The sequence below is a fragment of the Novosphingobium sp. MBES04 genome, assembly GCF_000813185.1.
Taxonomy (GTDB): Bacteria; Pseudomonadota; Alphaproteobacteria; order Sphingomonadales; family Sphingomonadaceae; genus Novosphingobium; species Novosphingobium decolorationis.
This window is the reverse complement of sequence record NZ_DF850488.1, coordinates 2934954-2954344: the sequence shown is the minus strand read 5'-3', so window position 1 is coordinate 2954344 and position 19391 is coordinate 2934954. Positions and strand designations below refer to the sequence as shown.

The window sequence follows — 19391 nt, the reverse complement described above, 5'->3', positions numbered from 1 at the left end:
CCCACCATGACCGATCAGACCAAACCCAAGCTGCGTTCGCGCGCCTGGTTCGACAACCCCGAGAACATCGACATGACCGCGCTCTACCTGGAGCGCTACCTCAACTTCGGCATCAGCTGGAAGAGCTGCGCTCAGGCAAGCCGATCATCGGCATCGCCCAGTCGGGCAGCGACCTGTCGCCCTGCAACCGCCACCACCTGGTGCTGGCCGAGCGCGTGCGTGAAGGCATCCGCGAGGCGGGCGGCATTCCCATGGAATTCCCGGTCCACCCGATCCAGGAAACCGGCAAGCGTCCGGGCGCCGCGCTCGACCGCAACCTCGCCTACCTCGGCCTCGTCGAACTGCTCTACGGCTACCCGCTCGACGGCGTGGTGCTGACGATCGGCTGCGACAAGACCACGCCCGCCGCCCTCATGGCCGCCGCAACGGTCAACATCCCGGCCATCGCCCTGTCGGTCGGCCCGATGCTGAACGGCTGGCACAAGGGCGAGCGCACCGGCTCCGGCACGATCGTGTGGAAGGCCCGCGAGATGCTGGCCGCGGGCAAGATCGACGATGAGGGCTTCATCAAGCTCGTCTCCTCCTCGGCGCCCTCGACCGGCTACTGCAACACCATGGGCACGGCGACGACGATGAACTCGCTGACCGAGGCGCTGGGCATGTCCCTGCCCGGCTCGGCCGCGATCCCCGCGCCCTACCGCGACCGCCAGGAATGCGCATGGCGCACCGGCAAGCGCATCGTCGACATGGTGCACGAGGACCTCAAGCCCTCCGACATCCTGACGCTCGACGCCTTCCACAACGCGATCCGCGTAAACTCGGCCATCGGCGGCTCGACCAACGCGCCGATCCACCTGGCCGCGCTGGCCCGCCACGTCGGCGTCGACCTGCCCCTCACCGACTGGGAGGAGAAGGGCCACAAGATCCCGCTGCTGGTGAACCTGCAGCCCGCTGGCGAGTACCTGGGCGAAGACTACTACCATGCGGGCGGCGTGCCTGCGGTCGTCGCCCAGCTCATGGGCCAGGGCCTCATCAACGAGGACGCGATCACCGCGAACGGCCAGACCATCGGCGACAACTGCCGCGACGCCACGATCGAGGACGACAAGGTCATCAAGACCTTCGACACCCCGCTCAAGAAGGAAGCGGGCTTCATCGTCATGACCGGCAACCTGTTCGACCAGGCGATCATGAAGACCAGCGTGATCTCGGACGAGTTCCGCGCACGCTACCTCTCGAACCCCGACGATCCGGAAGCCTTCGAGGGCCCGGCCGTGGTGTTCGACGGTCCTGAGGACTACCACGCGCGCATCGACGATCCCTCAGTCGGCATCACCACCGACACGCTGCTGTTCATGCGCGGCGCCGGCCCCATCGGCTATCCGGGTGCGGCCGAGGTCGTGAACATGCGTCCGCCCAGCTACCTCATCACCGAAGGCGTGGGCGCGCTCCCCTGCATCGGCGACGGGCGCCAGTCGGGCACCTCGGGCAGCCCCTCGATCCTCAACGCTTCGCCCGAAGCGGCAGCGATGGGCGGCCTTGCCCTCATCCAGACCGGCGACCGCGTGCGCATGGACCTTCGCAAGGGCCGCGTCGACGTGCTCATTTCGGATGAGGAACTGAGCCAGCGCCGTGCCGACCTCGAAGCGCGCGGTGGCTACCCCTACCCCGCCTCGCAGACTCCCTGGCAGGAAATCCAGCGCGGGATCGTGGGCCAGATGAACACCGGCATGATCCTCGAGGGCACCGAGAAGTTCCAGCGCATCCACCAGACCCGTGGTCTGCCGCGCGACAACCACTGATATCCGGGCCTGATCCAGGGCACGAACCGACACGAAAGGGGCGGCCTTCCACACCGGGAAGGCCGCCCCTTTTCGCGTTCACCGCAAGGGTGCGTTCAGGCCGAGATCACCGCGCTGATGCGGTGAAGGAAGGGATGGTGCGGCGTTGCGCCATGCTCCACCCGGGTAAAGCGCCCGTTGTCGATATGCGCCAGCTGCGCCTCGATGGCCGGGACGAGCTCTCCCTCGCGCACGTCGATATGCGCCTTGAAGGTGCCATCGAACTCCAGCAGAACGCTCTTCGCGCGGGGAAAGGCGGCACACAGACGCTCGCGGATCTCGGCGAGTTGCCCCGCGATCGGCTGGTTGCCCGGGCCCGGCTCGGCGCCCTCGGGTCTGGTGCTGCCTGTGTCCATGCCTGTCCTGCCTGCTCCTATCTGGAAGAGGCAAGAATAGCCGATTTCAGGGCTTTGGAAAGTGTGTTGCCCTGTAGCTCCCCTCAGGAATTCACCTGAGGGCCTGTCGCGCCGCTTGCACTCAGGGCGCGTAGCGGGTCGCCAGGTCGGCCGTGCCGCGCCGTCCCAGATCCTCACCATGCGCCGCCAGCCAGCTGTCCGCCGCGTCGCGTCCGGCATCGTGGAGGTGCTCCAGCACCTCGCGCACGGGCATCATCTTGGAGCCCGCGGGCATCGCGCCCAGCGTCGCCTCGTCGTGGATCTCGTGGACCCGCAGGCGCCGCAGGCGCGCCAGCAGGCCCTTGCCGAACGCCAGCGGGCCGACCTCGTTCTGGATCAGCACGAGCCCGCGCATGTCCTTGATAAGGGTCTGGTTGAACGAGAACTCGGTCAGCCGGTTGGAGATTTCCGCCGCGCTTCGCGGGGTGTCCGCGCGCGACATCGGGTTGATCGTGACCAGCAGCATGTCGTCGTTCGGACTGTTCTGAATCAGCGGAAAGATCGGCGGGTTGGCGCTATAGCCCCCGTCCCAGTAGTCCACGCCGTCGATGGTGACCGGCGGAAAGAGCAGCGGCAGGCAGGCCGAGGCCAGCAGCACGTCGCTTGAAAGCTCCTCGTTCTCGAAGATGCGCGCGTTTCCCGTGCGCACGTCGGTGGCCGAGATGAACAGGCGGGGCGCCTCGGGCCGGCGCAGCGCCGCAAAGTCGATATGCTCGGCAAAGACCTCGCGCAGGAGAGCCTGCGTGCGCGCCCCCATGTCGGGCGAACTGGGCAAGGTGACGTTGCCCAGCATCGTGCTCCACATCTGCGAGAGCGCCTCGAAGGTAGCCGGGAAGGCCTCCATCATCGGCAGCAGCGGCCCTGCGCTGCGTCCCGAGCGGTGGATCGCCTCCCAGAAACGCGCAAGCGCCGCCGCCGCGCCCTCACGCCCGCCGGTGACGAGCCCACTGGCAAAGACCGCGGCGTTGGCCGCGCCTGCGCTCGCTCCGCTCAGGGCCGAGATCCAGATGCGCTCCTCGGCCAGCAGGCGGTCGAGCACCCCCCAGGTAAAGGCGCCGTGCGCGCCTCCGCCCTGCAAGGCCAGATCCAATCCAAGCGCCCGCGCTGCGACCATTTCCTAACTCCTTCTTGCGGGCCCGTCGGTTTGGCGGCGAAGCTAACCTGTGCACCGCCCCCCCGGCAATCGAATGCACACGTGCATCCTGGCCAGGACCCTGCCAATTATGGAACTTTCCGGGGCCTTATCGGCTTTCCCCGAGGGGAACGCACGGGACTTTCCAACGCTCCGCAAATCTGTTTAGTGGGAATTAACTGCCCCAATGCGAAACGCCCTTATGCAAAACGGCCAACGTCTTTCGACTCATGTGGGCATCTGGCCTGCCCTGGTCGGCGTTGCCTATTTTGCCTGTGCGGCCATCGCGCTCAAGCTGACCGAAGGCACCGATGGGATCGCGACCGTCTGGCCCGCGAGCGGCATTTCGATTTCCGGACTGCTCCTGTGCCGCAATGCCCAGCGGCCGGCCATGTTCCTCGCCATCGCCCTCGCCAGCTTCGCGGCCAATCTCTATGCCCAGATCCCGGTCGTGGAGATCGCGGCCTTCACCACCGCGAACACGCTGGAAGCGGCCATCGGCTATTTCTGCATCCGGGAAATCAATCGCGAGCGCGAAACGATCTACAGACCCTTGAGCGTCGTGCAGTTCTGCATCGCCGCGCTCCTGACCGGCACGCTCAGCGGTGCCATTGCCTCGGCGCTGACGGGCGCGGGCCTGTCGATCATGTTCGTCTCCTGGGCGACCACGGTGAGCCTGGGCATCATGATCGTGGTGCCCCTCATCCTCAACATCGCCCACGGATATTCCGCGAGCCTGCTGCGCCATCCGCGGCTTCTCCTCACGCCGGTCCTGATCCTCGCGACCGTTGCCATCGTCAGCTATGTGGTGTTCCACCAGAGCACCTTCCCGCTGCTGTTCGTTCCGCTCATGGCGGTCATCATCGCGACCTACCTGATCGGCCCGAACGGCGCGATGACGAGCATCCTCATCATTGCCGTCATCGGCTCGAGCCTGACCCTGACCGATAGCGGGCCGATCCACCTGATGCGCGACCGCAGCCCCTTTGCGGCTACCTTGTTCATGCAGTTCTACCTGCTCGTACTGCTGCTTTCGGCGCTTCCGCTGGCCGCGCTCCTGGGCGCGCGCGACCGGGTCATCACCGAGGTCAGCCGCGCCAACCGCTGGCTGGAGATGTCCGAGCACTTTGCCCATGTCGGCCACTGGCGGCTCGATCTGGCCAAGCAGAAAGTGTTCTGGTCGGACGAGGTGTTTCACATCCACGGGCTGGAGCCGGGTCCCAACCCGCCGCTTGAGGGCGCGATCAACTACTACCATCCCGATGACCGACCCAAGGTGGAGGCCTTCCTCGCCAAGCTGGTGGAAACCCACGAGCCCTTCGATTTCCAGGCCCGCCTGTTCACCGTCCAGGGAGAGGAACGCTACGTGCGCAGCCGCGGCGATGTGGAGCGCAACGCGGCGGGCGATGCGGTGGGCCTGTTCGGGATCTTCCAGGATGTGACCGAGACCACGATTGCCAACCTGCGGCTGGCCGAGGCGCGCGAACTGGCCGAGAAGCAGGCGGACATGGCGATGCTCATGGCCCAGACCGATGCCCTCACCGGCATCGCCAACCGGCGCAGCGCGCTCAGCTTTCTGGAAACCGAGATGCGTCACGCGCTCGAAGACGGCACACCGCTCAGCGTCGCCATCCTCGACATCGACCATTTCAAGAGCATCAACGACCGCTACGGCCATGGCACGGGCGATGCGGTCATCCGCAAGACGGCCGCCCTGTGCAGCGGCGCGGTGCGCTCTTCCGACATGGCCGGACGCATCGGCGGCGAGGAATTCGTGCTGATCCTGCCGGGCGCCGACAGCGCCACCGCGCAGAACGTGGGGGAGCGGGTGCGCGTCTCCATCGAGACCGCGGACTGGGGCGCCGATGGCCCCGACACGGTCACCGCCAGTATCGGGGTCGCCACGCTCAAGGGCACAGAAGGCGCCGAGCAGCTTCTTGCCGAAGCGGACGGCGCCCTCTACCGGGCCAAGCGCGAAGGTCGCAACCTCCTGCGCGCCGCCTGAATTCAGGCGGTTTCGGCGACCTCGGGGCGGCGCATCTTGGCTTCCGCCTCACGGTCCGCGACCGCCGAGCTGGTCAGGCCTTCCGCCTCGGCCATTTCCAGAATCCCGGCCGTGCGCGGCCCGATTGCGAGCACGCGGCCGCGCACCTGGTCTTCGCTTTCGCCCAGGTATTCGGCGGCCACGTTGATGATGCCGCCCGCGTTCACGACGTAGTCGGGCGCGTAGAGGATCGAACGCGCTGCCAGCGCCTGCGCCATCTCGGGGGTGGCAAGCTGGTTGTTGGCCGCTCCGCACACGAGCCCGGCCTTGAGGCCCGCGACGGTTGCATCATCCAGCGCGCCGCCCAGAGCACAGGGCGCGAAGACATCGCAGGCGATCCCGGCAATGGTGTCGATCGAGGCCAGCTGCGCGCCCAGTTCCTCGGCGAGCGCCGACGCACGCGCGCCGTCGATGTCGGCGAGGACGAGCTTCGCGCCCTCTTCGGCGAGCAGGCGCGCGAGGCGACCGCCCACACTGCCCACGCCCTGCACGGCAACGGTCGTTCCCGCCAGCGAGCCGCCGAAGCGCAGCTTTGCCGCTGCCTTCATCGCCTCGAACACGCCCAGCGCCGTCCACGGCGAGGGATCACCGCCCGCAAAGCCGGGACGCGCGGTACGCCCGGCCACGTGCCGGGTGTTGGTGGCGATGGCTTCCATGTCGGCAATCGTCGTGCCCACGTCCTCGGCGGTGACGTAACGCCCGCCAAGGCGCTCGACCGCCTCGCCGAAGGCTTCGAACAGGGCCTTGCGGTCAAAGTCCCCGGCGGGACGGCGGATCACCGACTTGCCGCCCCCCAGCGGCAGTTCGGCCGAGGCATTCTTGTAGCTCATGCCTTCGGCAAGGCGCATCGCGTCGGCGAGCGCCGCCTCGGGGGCATCGTAGGTCCAGAACCGGCAGCCGCCCGCCGCGGGGCCGCGTGCGGTGGAGTGAATGACGATGTAGCCATCGAGACCGGCCTTGGGATCTTCGAGGCGGATGCATTCTTCGGGCACGCTGCGCGTGGCGGCGACAACCATCGTATCACTCCTTTGCTTGGGAGACCGCCTATAGCGTGTGCGCCACGGAAAATCTTTTCTCATTCCGGCCCTGCAGAGCCTCGCAGTGAATGGACCATCCCCCAGAAGGGGCTATATAGGTCAATATGACCGAGCTTGACGCCTATGAGCGAAAAATTCTCCGCGAGCTGCAACGCGACGCCAGCCAGACCACGGCGCAGATCGCCGAGAAGGTGGGCCTCTCCGCTTCGCCCTGCTGGCGGCGCATCGACCGGCTCGAACGCGAGGGCGTGATCGTGCGCCGCGTGGCCATCATCGACCGCGAGAAAGTGGGCCTCAACGCGCACGTCTTCGTCCAGGTCAAGCTCAACGCCCACGGCCGCGCCAACCTCGACGAGTTCGCCGCGCAGATCCGCGACTTTCCCGAGGTGCTCGACTGCTACGTGATGATGGGCTCGATCGACTTCATGATCCGCGTCGTGGCCGAGGACATCAAGGCCTACGAGCGCTTCTTCTTCGGCAAGCTCTCGCAATTGCCCGGCGTGCAGGAAGTGAACTCGATCGTGGCGCTCTCGCAGATCAAGTCGACGACCGAGCTACCGATCTGAAGAAGAAGGAAGATAGTGATTCAAGGGGCCATCGCCCCTTGACCCCAAAACGGGCGACCTCACCTCTCTCACGCCGCGGTGCGCGCGTAAGGTGAGGTCGACCGTTCGGGGAGCCCGAGGGCAATGGCCCTCGGAATCCTACTTTACTTCGTCCACCCACTCCCGGCGCAGAAACGGCCCGGCCAGCGCCATCAGCGTGGCGGCGACAAGGTAGAGTACCAGCGCGAAGAGCATCGACATGCGCAGCGCCTCGCTCCCGTAGACCGGCGTCAGCGCGGTCGAGAGCGCGCCCAGCGCATAGATCCCGCCGCCAAGCCCGATGAGGTTGTTGATCAGGAGGAAGAGCGCCGAAGCCGTCGCGCGTGCGGGTGGATCGACCAGATGCTGGATTGCCGAGGTCACCGGCCCCAGCCAGACGTAGGCCAGCGCCTGGGGCACGAGGAAGAGGAGAAAGGCCAGCGGCACGCTCGAGGTCCAGATCCCGGCGGCAAAGAGCGGCACCGCAACGGTATAGGCCATCGCCGGAACCCAGCCGTAGAACGCCCGGTCGGCCTTGCCCAGCTTGTCGGCCAGGATACCGCCCAGAAGGACGCCCACCGTTCCCCCGATCAGCAGCACCGCACCGATGAACCAGGAGGTGTGGACAAGGTCGAGCGCGAAGCTGCGCTGGAGGAGGCTCGGCAGCCAGAACGCGAGGCCATAGCCCAGCATCGAACTTGAGGCCGCACCGAAGCTCAGCAGCCAGAACGCCTTCTTGCGCGCGAGCACGCGGGCCACCGCGCCCAGGGTTGGTGCAGCCGGGCCCCGGTCCGCCACGGCGGGCTTGGGGCGGTCGCGCACCACGAACTTGAAGGCGGGCGCGATGAGGAGGCCGCACAGGCCCACCACCGCAAAGGCCGCGCGCCAGTCCACCGTCGCCGCGACATAGCCGCCCGCAAGGACGCCTGCCGCCGAACCCAGAGGAATACCCAGCGAGTAGATCGAGAGCGCAAAGGCACGCCGCTCGGACGGGAAGTGGTCGCCGATCACCGCGTAGGACGGCGCAACGCCGCCCGCCTCGCCGATGCCCACGCCAAGCCGGGCCAGAAAGATGTGCCAGAACCCCTGCGCCAGACCGCACATGGCGGTGAACAGGCTCCAGCATACGAGCGAGCCGGTGATCACCCAGGAGCGGCTCGTGCGGTCCGCCAGCGAGGCCAGTGGCACACCCAGCGTCGAATAGAGGATCGCGAAGGCGAGCCCGCCCAACAGGCCCATCTGCGCGTCGGACAGGTCGAGATCCGCCTGGATCGGCGCGGCGAGGATCGCCAGGATCTGCCGGTCCACGAAATTGAAGATGTAGACCAGCAGCAGCATCGCCAGCACCAGGTTGGGCGACGCGGCCTTGCGCTCCCCCGGAGCCGAAGCAGGTGCGGGTGGGGGCGCGGCGCGGGAGGTGTCCAGTGTGGCCATGTCAGCCCATGTGCTCCTTGCAGAAGGCGGTGATCGCGGCGCGCGCGGGCGCCTCGTCGAGGATCGGGGCATGGCCCACGCGCGCAACTTCCACCGCTTCATAGGGCCCGGAATGACGGCTGGCCATCTCGGCAACGGTCGCCGCGCTCAGGAGGTCCGAAATCGCGCCGCGAATGACCAGCACCGGGATCGCATCGAGCGCGTCCCACAAGGGCCACAGATCGGGCGGCACCACGGTCGCATCCTCGCCCGACACGCCCTTCGAGATCTCCGGGTCGTAGGCAAAGGAAACCGTCCCCTCGGGGTTCTCCACGCATGTCCGGCGCGCAAAGGCCATCCAGTCTGCCTGCCCGAAATCGGGAAAGGCCGAGGAATTGATCGCCCGGCAGCGCGCGGCGGCCGCATTCCAGTCCGCCATGGGACCACCCGGCCCGACATAGCCCTGGATGCGGGTCAGGCCCTCGGCCTCGAGAACAGGGCCAATGTCGTTGAAGACCATGGCCCTGGCAAAGCCCGGGCGCATCGCCTGCATGACCAGCGCCATCAGCCCGCCCATCGAGGTGCCGATCACGCCGCAGTCTTCAATGCCCAGTCCGTCGAGCAGCGCGAACATGTCCGCGCAGTAGACGTCGGGCCGGTATTGCGCCGGGTCCGGGTCCCACTGCGAGAGCCCGCGCCCGCGCTGGTCGGGCACGATCAGGCGGTACTCGCCTGCAAGGTAGGCCGCGACCGGCGCGAAGTCGGCGCTGTTGCGGGTGAGCCCGTGCATGAGCAGCAGCACGGGCGCGTCGGGGCGCGCGGCCGGATAGTCGCGCGCGACCAGATCCAGCCGCCCACAGGCGCTGCGATAGCGGTGGAGCGCGTAGTCCATCGTTGGGGTATCCTTTCCTGGCAAAGCCCGTCCCTCGTCCGGTCTGGTCCGGTCCGGCCGCGCGGCATGCCCCCCAGCATCGCCGCCCAGCCGGACCGGTAGGCCCTGCCTCTAGTGCGTGTCTACGTTCAGAATTCCAGCGACGCGGTCACGAAGACCTGCCGCGGGTTGCCATAGAACGCGGTCAGCGTGCCCTCGGTGCCCAGCGTCGGGGTCAGCGGGCTCGCCAGCGCGCCGGTCAGCGGATCGGCGGCCATGAAGGTGTAGCCCGAGGTCTTGTAGCGCTTGTCGGTCAGGTTCTTGCCGTGGACGCCCAGGCTCCAGTTCCCGCCGGGCGCGGTGTAGACGATGCTCGCATCGATGAGCGCGTAGGAGCCCTGGTCCAGGTAGGGGTTGGGCACCTCGAACTGGTAGGTCTTGCTGCGGAACGAGACGGTCGAACTGAACGAGAGGTCGCCATCGCCGACCGGCGTTTCGTAGCCCAGCGTACCGCTGCCGGTCCATTCGGGCGTGTTCTGGATCTTGCGGTAGTCCGAGACGTCGGTCGGAACGCCCGCGATGAGGCCCTCGTACTCGGTGTAGCGCGCATCGATCCAGCCCAGCGATCCCGCGAAGGTCAGGCGGTCACCCATGCCGAGGAAGTCGCGGGCAAGCGTGGCGTTGGTCTCCAGTTCGATACCGTCGATCTTGGCCTTGCCCGCATTGGTGATGACCCCGCAGAAGGTCGGAATGCCGCCCACCGTGCAGCCCGCCGAGCCCGGGATCTGGACGTCGCTGTAGTCCATGTGGAAGGCCGCGAGCGCCACGTAGAGATCACCGCCGAAGAGGTTGCCCTTGTAGCCGATCTCGTAGCTGTTCACCGTTTCGGGATCGAAGCTGAGGTAATCGGCGATCTCGCCGTCGCTGGGAATGCCGCTCGGGTTGCTGGTCGGCGCGTTCACGCCCACGCCGCGCGGGTCGAAGCCGCCGCCCTTGAAGCCCTGGCTGAAGCCGCCGTAGATATTGTGGTCGGGCGTGGGCTTGAACGAGAGCGAGACGCGCGGGGTGAACTTCTTGAAGGTCGCCGAGCCCGAGAAGTTGGTGCTCGCCCCGCCAAAGGGAATGCCCGCGCCGCCAAAGACCGGCGAGCCACCGCCCAGATAGTTCTGGCGCAGGATCGAGGCCGAGCGCTTGTCCCAGGTGTAGCGGCCACCGCCCGACAGGCTGAGCTGGTCGGTGATGTCGAGGGTGAAGTCGGCGAAGGCCGCCCAGGTGTTGGTGTCGACATCGGCCTGGGTGAAGGCGGTGAGGCCATCGAACGCGGTGAACAGGCGCACGTCGAACTGGGTGTCGGCGGTGGCGGTCAGGTAGTAGAAGCCGACCAGCGCCTGAAGCGCGCCGCCGTCATCGTACTGCAGCTGGAATTCCTGGCTCAGCTGTTCGTTGCGGTAGTAGGCCGGGACGTCGAGGTCGACCGCGGGCAGCGCGTCGAAGTCGATCGGCGAGGCGCTGGAATCCTTGCGCCAGGCGCTGATCGACTTGAAGGTCAGCGTGTCCGAGAGGTCCGCCGTCGCGTTCATCGAGAGCCCGTAGGCCTCGACGTACTGACTGGGGTCCATGAGGCCGCCGCGCGTATCGTAGACATCGTCCAGCACCGGCGCGCCGCTGACGAAGCCCGGGGTCAGACGGTGGCCGCCGCGCGCGTTGGAATTGTCCTTGGTGTAGTCGCCTGAGATCTTGATCAGCACCGGCTCGCCGTAGCCGCCGATCTCGAGGCTGGCGCGTCCCGCCCAGATGTCCTTGTTGTAGTTTTCCTCGCCCGTGGTGAGGTTGTCGCCAAAGCCGCCGCGCGAAAGGCGCGCGAACGAACCGCCCACGCGGACAAGGTCGGTCAGCGGCGTCGAGGCCGTCACCACCACGTCGGCCTGGTCGTAGGTGCCCAGCGTCCCGCGCACCTTGATCGAGGGCTCCATCGGCATGTTCCTGGTCACGTACTTGACCGCGCCGCCAATAGTGTTGCGTCCGTAGAGCGTGCCCTGCGGCCCGCGCAGGACCTCGATGCGCTCGACGTCATAGATGTCGAGGACGGCGGCCTGCGGACGGTTGAGGTAGACATCGTTAAGGTAGATGCCCACGCCCTGCTCGAAGCCCGAGACCGGGTCCTGCTGACCGATGCCGCGGATGAAGGCCGACAGCGTGGAGTTGGTCCCGCGCGAGGGTTCGAGCGTCACGTTGGGGGCCGACTGGGCGATCTCGGTGACATCGAGGGCGCCGGTCTTGGCAAGCTGCTCCCCGCTGAAGCTGGTCACCGCGATGGGCACATCGACGAGGCGCTCTTCGCGCCGGCGGGCGGTGACGATGATCGCGCCGCCGGTGGCCTCGGGCGGCGTTTCGGCCTGTGCGGGGGCGGCTTGCGCCTCCTGTGCGGTGGCCGGAGCCGAAAGGACCAGAGCCCCCAACCCAGCGAGAAGCGCCAGCGCACTCGCCTCACGAACGCGGAATCGCGCCTTGTTCATAGCATTCACTCCCAATGAACCAATTCTTGTTGGGCCCTGCTTATTGATACTTGAACCGGGTTTCAACTCCAAAGATTTGCCAAGGCTCGCAAGAGCCGATAGCTGTGGCTTCGTGAGCACAGAAAAGCCCCCCCTGGAGGATCCGAACGGCGCGCCGTCCCCCACCGAAAATGGCGCAAACCCGCCAGCGGACAAGATTCCGCGCACCGAGCGCGGGCGCAAGACGCGGCGCAAACTGCTCGACGCGGCGGCGATAGAATTTGGCGAAAGGGGCTTTCACGAGGCCTCAATCACCTCGATCACGCAGCGCGCCGGAACCGCGCTGGGCAGTTTCTACACCTATTTCGATTCCAAGGACGAGATCTACCGCGCGCTCGTCAGCGACCTCAGCGCGCGCGTGCGCGAAGCCGCGCGCGAGGCCCGGCGCACCGAGCTTCCCGCGCTGGAAGCCGAGCGCGTGGCGCTCACCAACTTCCTCAAGTTCGCGAACGAGCACAAGGAGATCTACCGGATTATCGACGAGTGCGAGTTCGTCGATCCCGCGACCTTCCGCGCGCACTACGAAGGCACCGCGAGCCGCATCACCGAGCGCCTCGCCGACGGAGTGCGCAAGGGCGAGTTGCGCGCCGACGTGGAGGAAGCCCACGCCTGGGCGATCATGGGCATGAACGTGTTCCTGGGGCTGCGCTACGCGGTGTGGACACAGGACCGCAGCCCCGCCGAAGTGGCCGAGATCGCGAACGCCATCCTGCGCGGCGGGATCACCGCGCACGGTGACGACCCGGCGGGGTAAGGCCCCTTTCCCGCTCCGGGACACCCGGCGCCAAGGCACTGGCGCACAGGCGGGCGATCTGCGATCAGGACCGGGTAGACAGCCCCCACACGAAGTGACCCGCCGACGTGAGTTCCCGCCTTCTCCTGCTTTCCGGCCTCGGCGCCATCGTGGTCATCGGCGGCGTGCTGACGCTTGCAGGCCGCTCGGATCCGGCGCCCGAGGCGACGCAAAGCCCGGTGGAGGTTGCCGGGGTCGAACCTGCGCCAGCGCCAGCCGGGCCCCCTGCCCCCGCGCCGGACGAGCCGTTCGTCATCAAGCGCATCCTCCCCATCGAAGGGCCGATCCGCTACGGCGAATGGCACTGGGACGAGGACGGCGTGCCCGATGGCCCGCTGGTCATCACCGTGGACCTCGACGCGCGCGTGCTCTCGGTCTTTCGCGGCGGCTACGAGATCGGGGCGACGGCCGTTCTGCTCGGCAGCCAGGAGAAACCTACCCCTACCGGCGTCTTCCCCATTACCGAGAAGGACATCGACCACGTCTCGAACATCTACACCGGCGCGCCGATGCCCTACATGCAGCGCCTGACGAACGACGGCGTCTCGCTGCATGGCTCGCAGGTGGAAAAGGGCTTTGCCAGCCACGGCTGCGTCGGCATGCCCGATCCCTTCGCGGCCAAGCTGTTCCAGATGACCAAGCTGGGCGACAAGGTCTACATCACGCGCGGCAAGCAGGTGGGCATGGGGGACAGTCTCGTCGAAGGGTAGGAATTGATTCAAGGGGCCATCGCCCCTTGACCCCAAACCGGGCGACCTCACCTTCCTCAGCCACCGCAGCGCGTGTAAGGCGAGCTAGATGGTATGGGGAGCCCGAGGGCAATGGCCCTCGGATATCCCTCTTCTATCTCTTCACCGCCCGGCGCGGCGCCTTGGCAAAGCTCCACCCCCCCGCGTTGGGCCGCACGACAAGATTGCCGATAGAGGCTGGCTCACCCGCGCACAGCGCGTCGAACAGGCGCGCAACGGCGCTTCCGCGCGGTTCCTGTCCGTCGAGTTCGGTGACGATCCGGGCGACCACGCGCAGGGCCACCGCGCGCGGGGCCTGCGGCTTGTAGCGCAGCCCCATCGGCTCCTTCTTGAGGCACGAGCGGTATTCGAGGTCCGCCATCCACGCGAGCGCGGCGTCCGCTTCGGCCAGGTGTGCGGCGCTTTGCGCGACCGCCGAAACGTCGATCCAGTCCGCCTGCGCCAGCGCGTTGCGCAGCCGCACCCGGTCGTAGCGCTCGTTCGCGTTGCTCGGGTCCTGCGCGGCCTCGATCCCGGCCGCCTCGACGATCTGGGCCAGCTCGCTGCGGCGCCAGCCCAGCACCGGGCGCAAAAGCGGAATCTGCGTTTCGGGTACCCGGCCGAGCGCACGCGTTCCGGCAAGTCCGGCCACTCCACTCGCGCGGTTGAGGCGCATCAGCAGCGTCTCGGCCTGGTCGTCGGCGTGGTGGGCCGAGAGGATCGCGGCCAATTCCCGCTCCTCGACCCAGCTCGCCAGCGCGGCGTAGCGCGCGGCGCGGGCCATGGCCTGCACGTTGCCCTCGGCCACGGTGACGGGAAGGATGGCGTGGGGCACGCCCAGCCGCGCGCAAAGCGCCGCGACATCGGCGGCTTCCTGCGCGCTTTCGGGGCGCAGGCCATGCTCGACGGTCGCGGCCTCGACCCGGCCCGGAAAGGCCGCGGCGGCGAGCAGCAGCAGCGCGGTGCTGTCCGGCCCGCCCGAAACCGCAAGGCCCAGGCGCATGCCCTCATCCGCCAGCGCCCAGCCCCACAGCGCGGTCAGATCGGCACGAAACCGATCGACCGCCTCGGGAGCCGGGACCAGCGCGGGATCAGTTGCAGTCGAGCCCATTGCGCGTGGTGGAATAGAGCGAGCCCAGACGTCCGGCCGCTTCGGAGGCGTAAGTCTCGCTGAATTCGGCCAGCGCGATGCAGGCGCGCTTGGTGTCCTTGAGCTGCTTCATCGCGATGCCCAGGTACAGCAGGCTGTCGGCCGCGCGTGCGCCCTGCTTGTCGGCCTGGTAGTTCTGGAGGAACCACTTGGCCGCTTCGGACGGGTTCTTGTCGTCGAGCCAGGCGCGGCCGAGCAGGTTGCGCCCGTAGCTCGCCATGCGGTGGTTGGGGTACTTCTCAAGGTAGATCTTGAGCTGCTGGCGCGCCTCGGGGAAGTAGCCCGCGTCCCACAGGCGGAAGCCGTAAGTGTATTCGTCCTCACCCGCATCGGCGGTCTGCGGCTTCACGATGGCCTGCACGCCCTGCGCGCGGGCGCTGGTGGCGGGTGCTGGCTGGGCCGGAGCAGGCTGGGCGGGCGCAGGCTTTGCAGCCGCAGCCGGGGGCGTCTTGATGACCCCGCCGCTCATCGCCGACAGGTTGTTCTGCGAGGCGCTGACCGGCTCTGCCTGCGGAGCGCTCTGGGGCGCGGGCGCTGCCGGGACCGAAGCCGAGGCGGCGACCTTTTCCTCCAGGAGGGCCAGGCGGTTGCTGTTCTGCTCGACCTGGGAGGTCAGGCGCGCCATCTGCGATTCCACCGCTTCCATGCGGTTCAGAAGATCGCTGACCGGCGTGCTCGTGGCCGTCTGGGGCGCCGGCGATCCGGCGGCGGGCGCGGTGATCTGGGGCTCGAAGAAGGTGCCGCTGCCGCCGGGGAAGACCTTGCGCTGGAGCGCGCTCACTTCCTTCTCGACCTTGCGCAGGCGCGCGTCGGTGCTGTCCTGCGCGGCCACCGAAACCGGGCTCACGCTCGCCACGAGCGCGACGGCCAGTGCGGCCAGGGCCGAGGTGCGCGGCAGGCGGCGGAGCACCTGTGTCTTGGTGGGATACGCAATCATCGCCTAATTCTTCTCCGTCTCTGGGCCCCTGAGGCCCGGCGGCTGCAACCATGGGCGCCCGGCATCGAACAGGGGATGAACCACGGGCGACAGGACCCCTGCTTGCCGCAAGGCACCTGCACCTGTCGAGGCTGGCTTATTCGGAAGTCGTGGATACCGCGGTCGGGTTCGGGCTCGGGCTTGCGTTGCCGGTCGGCAGGATCGAGACCGGGCCGCCGCTCTCCTGCGTGGCCGGCGCGCTCGGGCTCGGGCGGGCCGTGGCCGGGCGCGCGGCAGCCGTGCGGCTGGGCGCCGGGCTCGGGCGCGCCGTGGCCGTGCGGCTCGGCGTCGGGCCCGGACGCGAGCTGGCAGCCGGGCTGGCCGCCGGACTGGTGCGCGCGGTCGGCGTCGAGGTCGCGCGGGGCGCAGGCGTGCTCGCAGCCGTGGGCGTGGACGTTGGGGCGGGCGTGGCGGCCGGACTCGAGGCGGGCGCGGGAGCCGCGCTTCCCAGCAGATCACGCGGCGCGAGCGAAACCCCCGAGACGGTCTCGGGCTTGTCCGAAAGCGCGGGGACCGCGGTGCCGCCCACGGTGATCGCCAGCGCGTCGGGACGCGCGGTGCGCAGCGTGGGCGCGTCGGCATCGGCGGGCACGGTCCAGCTCTCGCCGCGCGCCAGCACCGTTTCCACCAGAGTGGCGCCGGTCCCGTCGGAGACGCGCAGCCAGACCTGGTCGGCATTGGCCGTCAGCACGACCGGGCCGGACGGGACCGCGGCCGAAGGGGATGGCGCGGCGACAGCCTGCGTCGGAGCGGGCGCCGCGCTCGGTTCGTCGCCGGGCAGAAGCGAGGGTAGTTCGCCTTCGGGCGAGAACACGCTGCTCCAGAAATAGAAGACGAGGCCGATCACCAGGACGACCGCGCCGCCCGCCAGCCAGGCGAGGCCGCTGGAGGGCACACGGGCGGGATCGCCGGGCTCGAAACTGGGCTGGGTGACCGGCGCATAGGGCTCGTGCGCGTCAAGCTGGGCGCGAACCTTCTCGGCGATGACCTTTTCATCGAGCCCCATCGCACGGGCATAGGCCCGCGAGAAACCAACGGCATAGGTGCGCGCGGCGAGGTCCTCGAAACGGTCCTCCTCGATCGAGAGAATATGGCGCTCGGCAACTTTGGTGCGCGAGGCGATGTCGGCGCGACTGAGACCGGCCTCTTCGCGGGCCTTGAGCAGGGTCTGGCCCGCAGTGAGGGGCTGCGAGGTCGGTTCGGGTGTTTCCACGTTATCCATTAGGCTCCGAGGGGCACGAGCGGCGATCAGAACACGGTCTGTCTGCGCGCGCTAACCAACCTTTACGACACGACAAAGTCAATCGAAGAGGGCCTCTGGAACCAAAAAGTTTTAACACCTTCCCACCATCGCGCGCCAGGACGTGCAATTTGCACGCCTGCCGTCCGCATTTCCCGCTCTTGCGCAGCGTGCGAGCCATTGCGACGCACAGGGAGCGCCCGGGATCAGTCGGTAAGAAGCCCGCGTGCCGAGGCCCAGGCGTGCATCGTCTCGCGAAGGTTGGCGGGCGGCTCGGCCAGCCAGCCGCGCATCGCGGTCTCGATCTCGCCCAGATCGGTCTTGCCGACAAGGTCCTTGATGCGCCCGACCGAGGCCGGGGTGATCGAAAGGCGATGGATGCCCAGCCCCAGCAGGGCCAGCGCCTCCAGGCGGCGCCCGCCCATCTCGCCGCACACCCCGATATCGACGTTGCTGCCTTCCAGCGAAGTCACCACCCGGCGCAGGAAGCGCAGGATCGCAGGGCTGAGCCAGTCGTAACGCTCGGCCAGCTTGGGGTTCGAACGGTCCGCGGCAAAGAGGAACTGGGTCAGATCGTTGGTGCCGATGGACAGGAACGAGATCTTGGGCGCGAGGATGTCGAGTTGCTCGGCCAGCGCGGGCACCTCCAGCATGACGCCGTAGCGGATCGCCTCGGGCAGCATGCGCTTGGTCTTGCGCAGGTACGCCAGCTGGCCCTCGAACACGGCCTTGGCCTCGTCGAATTCCCAGGGTTCGGCGACGAGCGGGAACATCACGTTTAGCTCGCGCCCTCCGGCCGCTTCGAGCAGCGCGCGCGCCTGGACCTTGAGCAGCCCCTCGCGTTCGAGCGCGACGCGCAGCGCGCGCCAGCCCATCGCCGGGTTCTCCTCCCCCTCGCCGTCATCATGGCGCAGGTAGGGCAGAGTCTTGTCACCGCCGATGTCGACGGTGCGGAAGACCACCGGCTTGGAACCCGCCGCATCGAGGACGTCGCGGTAGAGCCGCGTCTGGCGCTCGCGCGCAGGGAGCGTCGCCGAAACGAGAAACTGGAACTCGGTGCGGAAGAGGCCAATGCCGTCCGCGCCGGTCAGGCTGAGATTGGCGATGTCGTCGCGCAGGCCCGCGTTGATGCGCACCTGGATGCGCGTGCCATCCTTCGTGACCGGCTCGACATCGCGCATCGAGGCGTAGACCGCCTGCTTCTCGCGGTTCTTGGCAAAGCGCGCCTCGAACGCTTCGATCGCGCCCGGCGAAGGACGCACGGTCGCCATGCCCTGCTCGGCATCGAGCAGCAGCGTATCGCCCTCGCGCACATAGCCGCGAAGGCCTCGCACGCGGCCCAGCACCGGAATGCCCATCGCCCGCGCCACGATCACCACGTGGCTGGTGAGCGAGCCTTCTTCCAGGACCACGCCCTTCAAACGCCGCTTGTCGTATTCGAGCAGCTCGGCTGGGCCCAGGTTACGCGCGATCAGGATCGCATCGTTGCGCAGGCCCAGCGAGGCCGCCGTGCCGATCTGGCCCGAAACGATGCGCAGCAAGCGGTTCGCCAGGTCCTCCAGGTCGTGCATGCGGTCGGCGAGGAGCGCGTCGTCGATCTGGCGCATGCGCATGCGGGTGCGCTGCTGCACGCGTTCGATCGCGGCTTCGGCGGTAAGGCCGGAATCGATCGCCTCGTTGATGCGGCGCGTCCAGCCTTCATCGTAGGCGAACATGCGGTAGGTCTCGAGCACTTCCTCGTGCTCGCCGCCCACGCCGAACTCGGCCTGCCCGGCCATGCGGTCGATCTGCTCGCGCATCTTGTCGAAGGCGAGGATCACGCGCTGGCGCTCGGCCTCGGTGTCCTGAGCGACGATGTGCTCGATGGTGACGCGCGGCTGGTGGTAGACCGCCGTGCCCTGCGCCAGCCCCTTGACCAGCGGCAGGCCGCGCAGCTGCTCGGGCGCGTTGTGCGTGGGATCCAGCGAGGCGGCGTAATCGTCGTCGATGAGCCCGGCGTTGGTGATGAGCTCGGAGAGCACCATCGCCACGGTCTGCAGCGCCTCGATCTCCACTTCCTCGTAGCGACGCCGCTCGACATGCTGGACGCCCAGCACGCCCACGGCCCGCTCGCGCCGCACGATGGGCACGCCCGCGAAGGAGTGGAATTTTTCCTCGCCCGTTTCCGGACGATAGGAGAAGTCGGGGTGCGCGGCGGCCTCGGCCAGGTTGAGGGTCTCGATCTTCTCGGCAATCGTGCCGACGAGACCCTCGCCAATGGCCAGGCGCGTCACGTGGACGGCCTCCTGGGCCAGGCCGCGCGTGGCGAAGAGTTCCAGCATGCCCTCACGCAGGAGGTAGATCGAGCAGACCTCAGAATGGAGGCTCTCCCCGATCACTTCGACGACCGTATTGAGCTTGGCCTGCGCGTGTTGGCGCGAGGCCATCACCTCGTGAAGGCCGGTGAGGATGTTTCGTGCTGCGTCGACGGCTCCGCTGGTCATGGCTTGGGGAGTACCCCAAACGCGGGCGTTTGGAAACGCGGTTGGAGCGCGCAAATCGACCCAGCTATGGATAAGGCCTCCGTTTCCGGAGGAGCTTGTCCCAAAACAGGGCTGGAAACCGCCGCGTCACGCGCGGCGCGAGGCCCAGC

The 19391-nt window shown here is 67.9% G+C and carries 14 protein-coding genes and 1 pseudogene; 5 read left to right on the top strand and 10 right to left on the bottom strand.

All coding sequences use genetic code 11. The features are described from left to right. The first annotated feature begins 6 nt into the window (after positions 1-6). Positions 7-1802: pseudogene (locus tag MBENS4_RS13195) on the top strand (IlvD/Edd family dehydratase). A 95-nt stretch (positions 1803-1897) separates the two neighbouring features. On the opposite strand, the gene MBENS4_RS13190 reads toward MBENS4_RS13195, so the two are convergent. Continuing rightward, a complete protein-coding gene (locus tag MBENS4_RS13190) occupies positions 1898-2197 on the bottom strand; it encodes a hypothetical protein (RefSeq protein ID WP_052322268.1) in 300 nt (99 codons plus the stop codon). 121 nt (positions 2198-2318) lie between these two features. Further along, positions 2319-3350, bottom strand: coding sequence for a patatin-like phospholipase family protein (locus MBENS4_RS13185; RefSeq protein ID WP_039391267.1), 1032 nt, complete (start codon positions 3348-3350; stop codon positions 2319-2321). Positions 3351-3570: 220 nt separating this feature from the next. Here MBENS4_RS13185 and MBENS4_RS13180 point away from each other — a divergent pair, with 220 nt between their 5' ends. Further along, complete coding sequence (locus MBENS4_RS13180) at positions 3571-5373, top strand: sensor domain-containing diguanylate cyclase (RefSeq protein ID WP_052322267.1); 1803 nt, start codon at positions 3571-3573, stop codon at positions 5371-5373. Between the two features lie 2 nt (positions 5374-5375). Here the strand turns inward: MBENS4_RS13180 and MBENS4_RS13175 are convergent, their stop codons facing one another. After that, on the bottom strand, positions 5376-6428 hold the full coding sequence (locus MBENS4_RS13175; protein WP_039391265.1) for a Leu/Phe/Val dehydrogenase: 1053 nt from the start codon (positions 6426-6428) through the stop codon (positions 5376-5378). 125 nt (positions 6429-6553) lie between these two features. Between MBENS4_RS13175 and MBENS4_RS13170 the strand changes: the two genes are divergently transcribed. Next, the gene (locus MBENS4_RS13170; RefSeq protein ID WP_039391263.1) at positions 6554-7015 is read left to right on the top strand and encodes an Lrp/AsnC family transcriptional regulator; all 462 of its coding nucleotides are present in this window, start codon (positions 6554-6556) and stop codon (positions 7013-7015) included. 138 nt (positions 7016-7153) lie between these two features. Here MBENS4_RS13170 and MBENS4_RS13165 read toward each other — a convergent pair whose 3' ends face one another. The 3 genes from MBENS4_RS13165 to MBENS4_RS13155 all read right to left on the bottom strand — a co-directional run bounded on the left by MBENS4_RS13165 (position 7154) and on the right by MBENS4_RS13155 (position 11833). Further along, positions 7154-8371, bottom strand: a complete 1218-nt coding sequence (locus MBENS4_RS13165; protein ID WP_239026604.1) for a spinster family MFS transporter — start codon at positions 8369-8371, stop codon at positions 7154-7156. A gap of 97 nt (positions 8372-8468) precedes the next feature. Beyond that, positions 8469-9338, bottom strand: a complete 870-nt coding sequence (locus tag MBENS4_RS13160; protein ID WP_039391262.1) for an alpha/beta fold hydrolase — start codon at positions 9336-9338, stop codon at positions 8469-8471. A 128-nt stretch (positions 9339-9466) separates the two neighbouring features. Continuing rightward, positions 9467-11833, bottom strand: coding sequence for a TonB-dependent receptor (locus tag MBENS4_RS13155; RefSeq protein WP_039391260.1), 2367 nt, complete (start codon positions 11831-11833; stop codon positions 9467-9469). A gap of 133 nt (positions 11834-11966) precedes the next feature. Between MBENS4_RS13155 and MBENS4_RS13150 the strand changes: the two genes are divergently transcribed. After that, positions 11967-12626 carry a TetR/AcrR family transcriptional regulator gene (locus MBENS4_RS13150; RefSeq protein WP_039392401.1) on the top strand — a complete coding sequence of 220 codons (660 nt, stop codon included), beginning with the start codon at positions 11967-11969 and terminating at the stop codon, positions 12624-12626. Positions 12627-12733: 107 nt separating this feature from the next. After that, positions 12734-13375: a L,D-transpeptidase family protein gene (locus MBENS4_RS13145; RefSeq protein ID WP_039391258.1), complete on the top strand. Its 642-nt coding sequence runs from the start codon at positions 12734-12736 to the stop codon at positions 13373-13375. A gap of 133 nt (positions 13376-13508) precedes the next feature. On the opposite strand, the gene tilS is transcribed toward MBENS4_RS13145, so the two are convergent. The 4 genes from tilS to ptsP all read right to left on the bottom strand — a co-directional run bounded on the left by tilS (position 13509) and on the right by ptsP (position 19242). Further along, positions 13509-14504, bottom strand: a complete 996-nt coding sequence (gene tilS, locus MBENS4_RS13140) for a tRNA lysidine(34) synthetase TilS (protein WP_039391256.1) — start codon at positions 14502-14504, stop codon at positions 13509-13511. Beyond that, positions 14485-15480 (bottom strand): tetratricopeptide repeat protein, encoded by a 996-nt coding sequence (locus MBENS4_RS13135; protein ID WP_052322265.1) that lies wholly within the window; start codon positions 15478-15480, stop codon positions 14485-14487. Before MBENS4_RS13135 ends, tilS begins: the two co-directional genes overlap by 20 nt. Positions 15481-15616: 136 nt before the next feature. Continuing rightward, complete coding sequence (locus MBENS4_RS13130; protein WP_039391254.1) at positions 15617-16741, bottom strand: helix-turn-helix domain-containing protein; 1125 nt, start codon at positions 16739-16741, stop codon at positions 15617-15619. Positions 16742-16965: 224 nt separating this feature from the next. Beyond that, a complete protein-coding gene (gene ptsP, locus MBENS4_RS13125; RefSeq protein WP_039391252.1) occupies positions 16966-19242 on the bottom strand; it encodes a phosphoenolpyruvate--protein phosphotransferase in 2277 nt (758 codons plus the stop codon). Positions 19243-19391 lie beyond the last annotated feature (149 nt).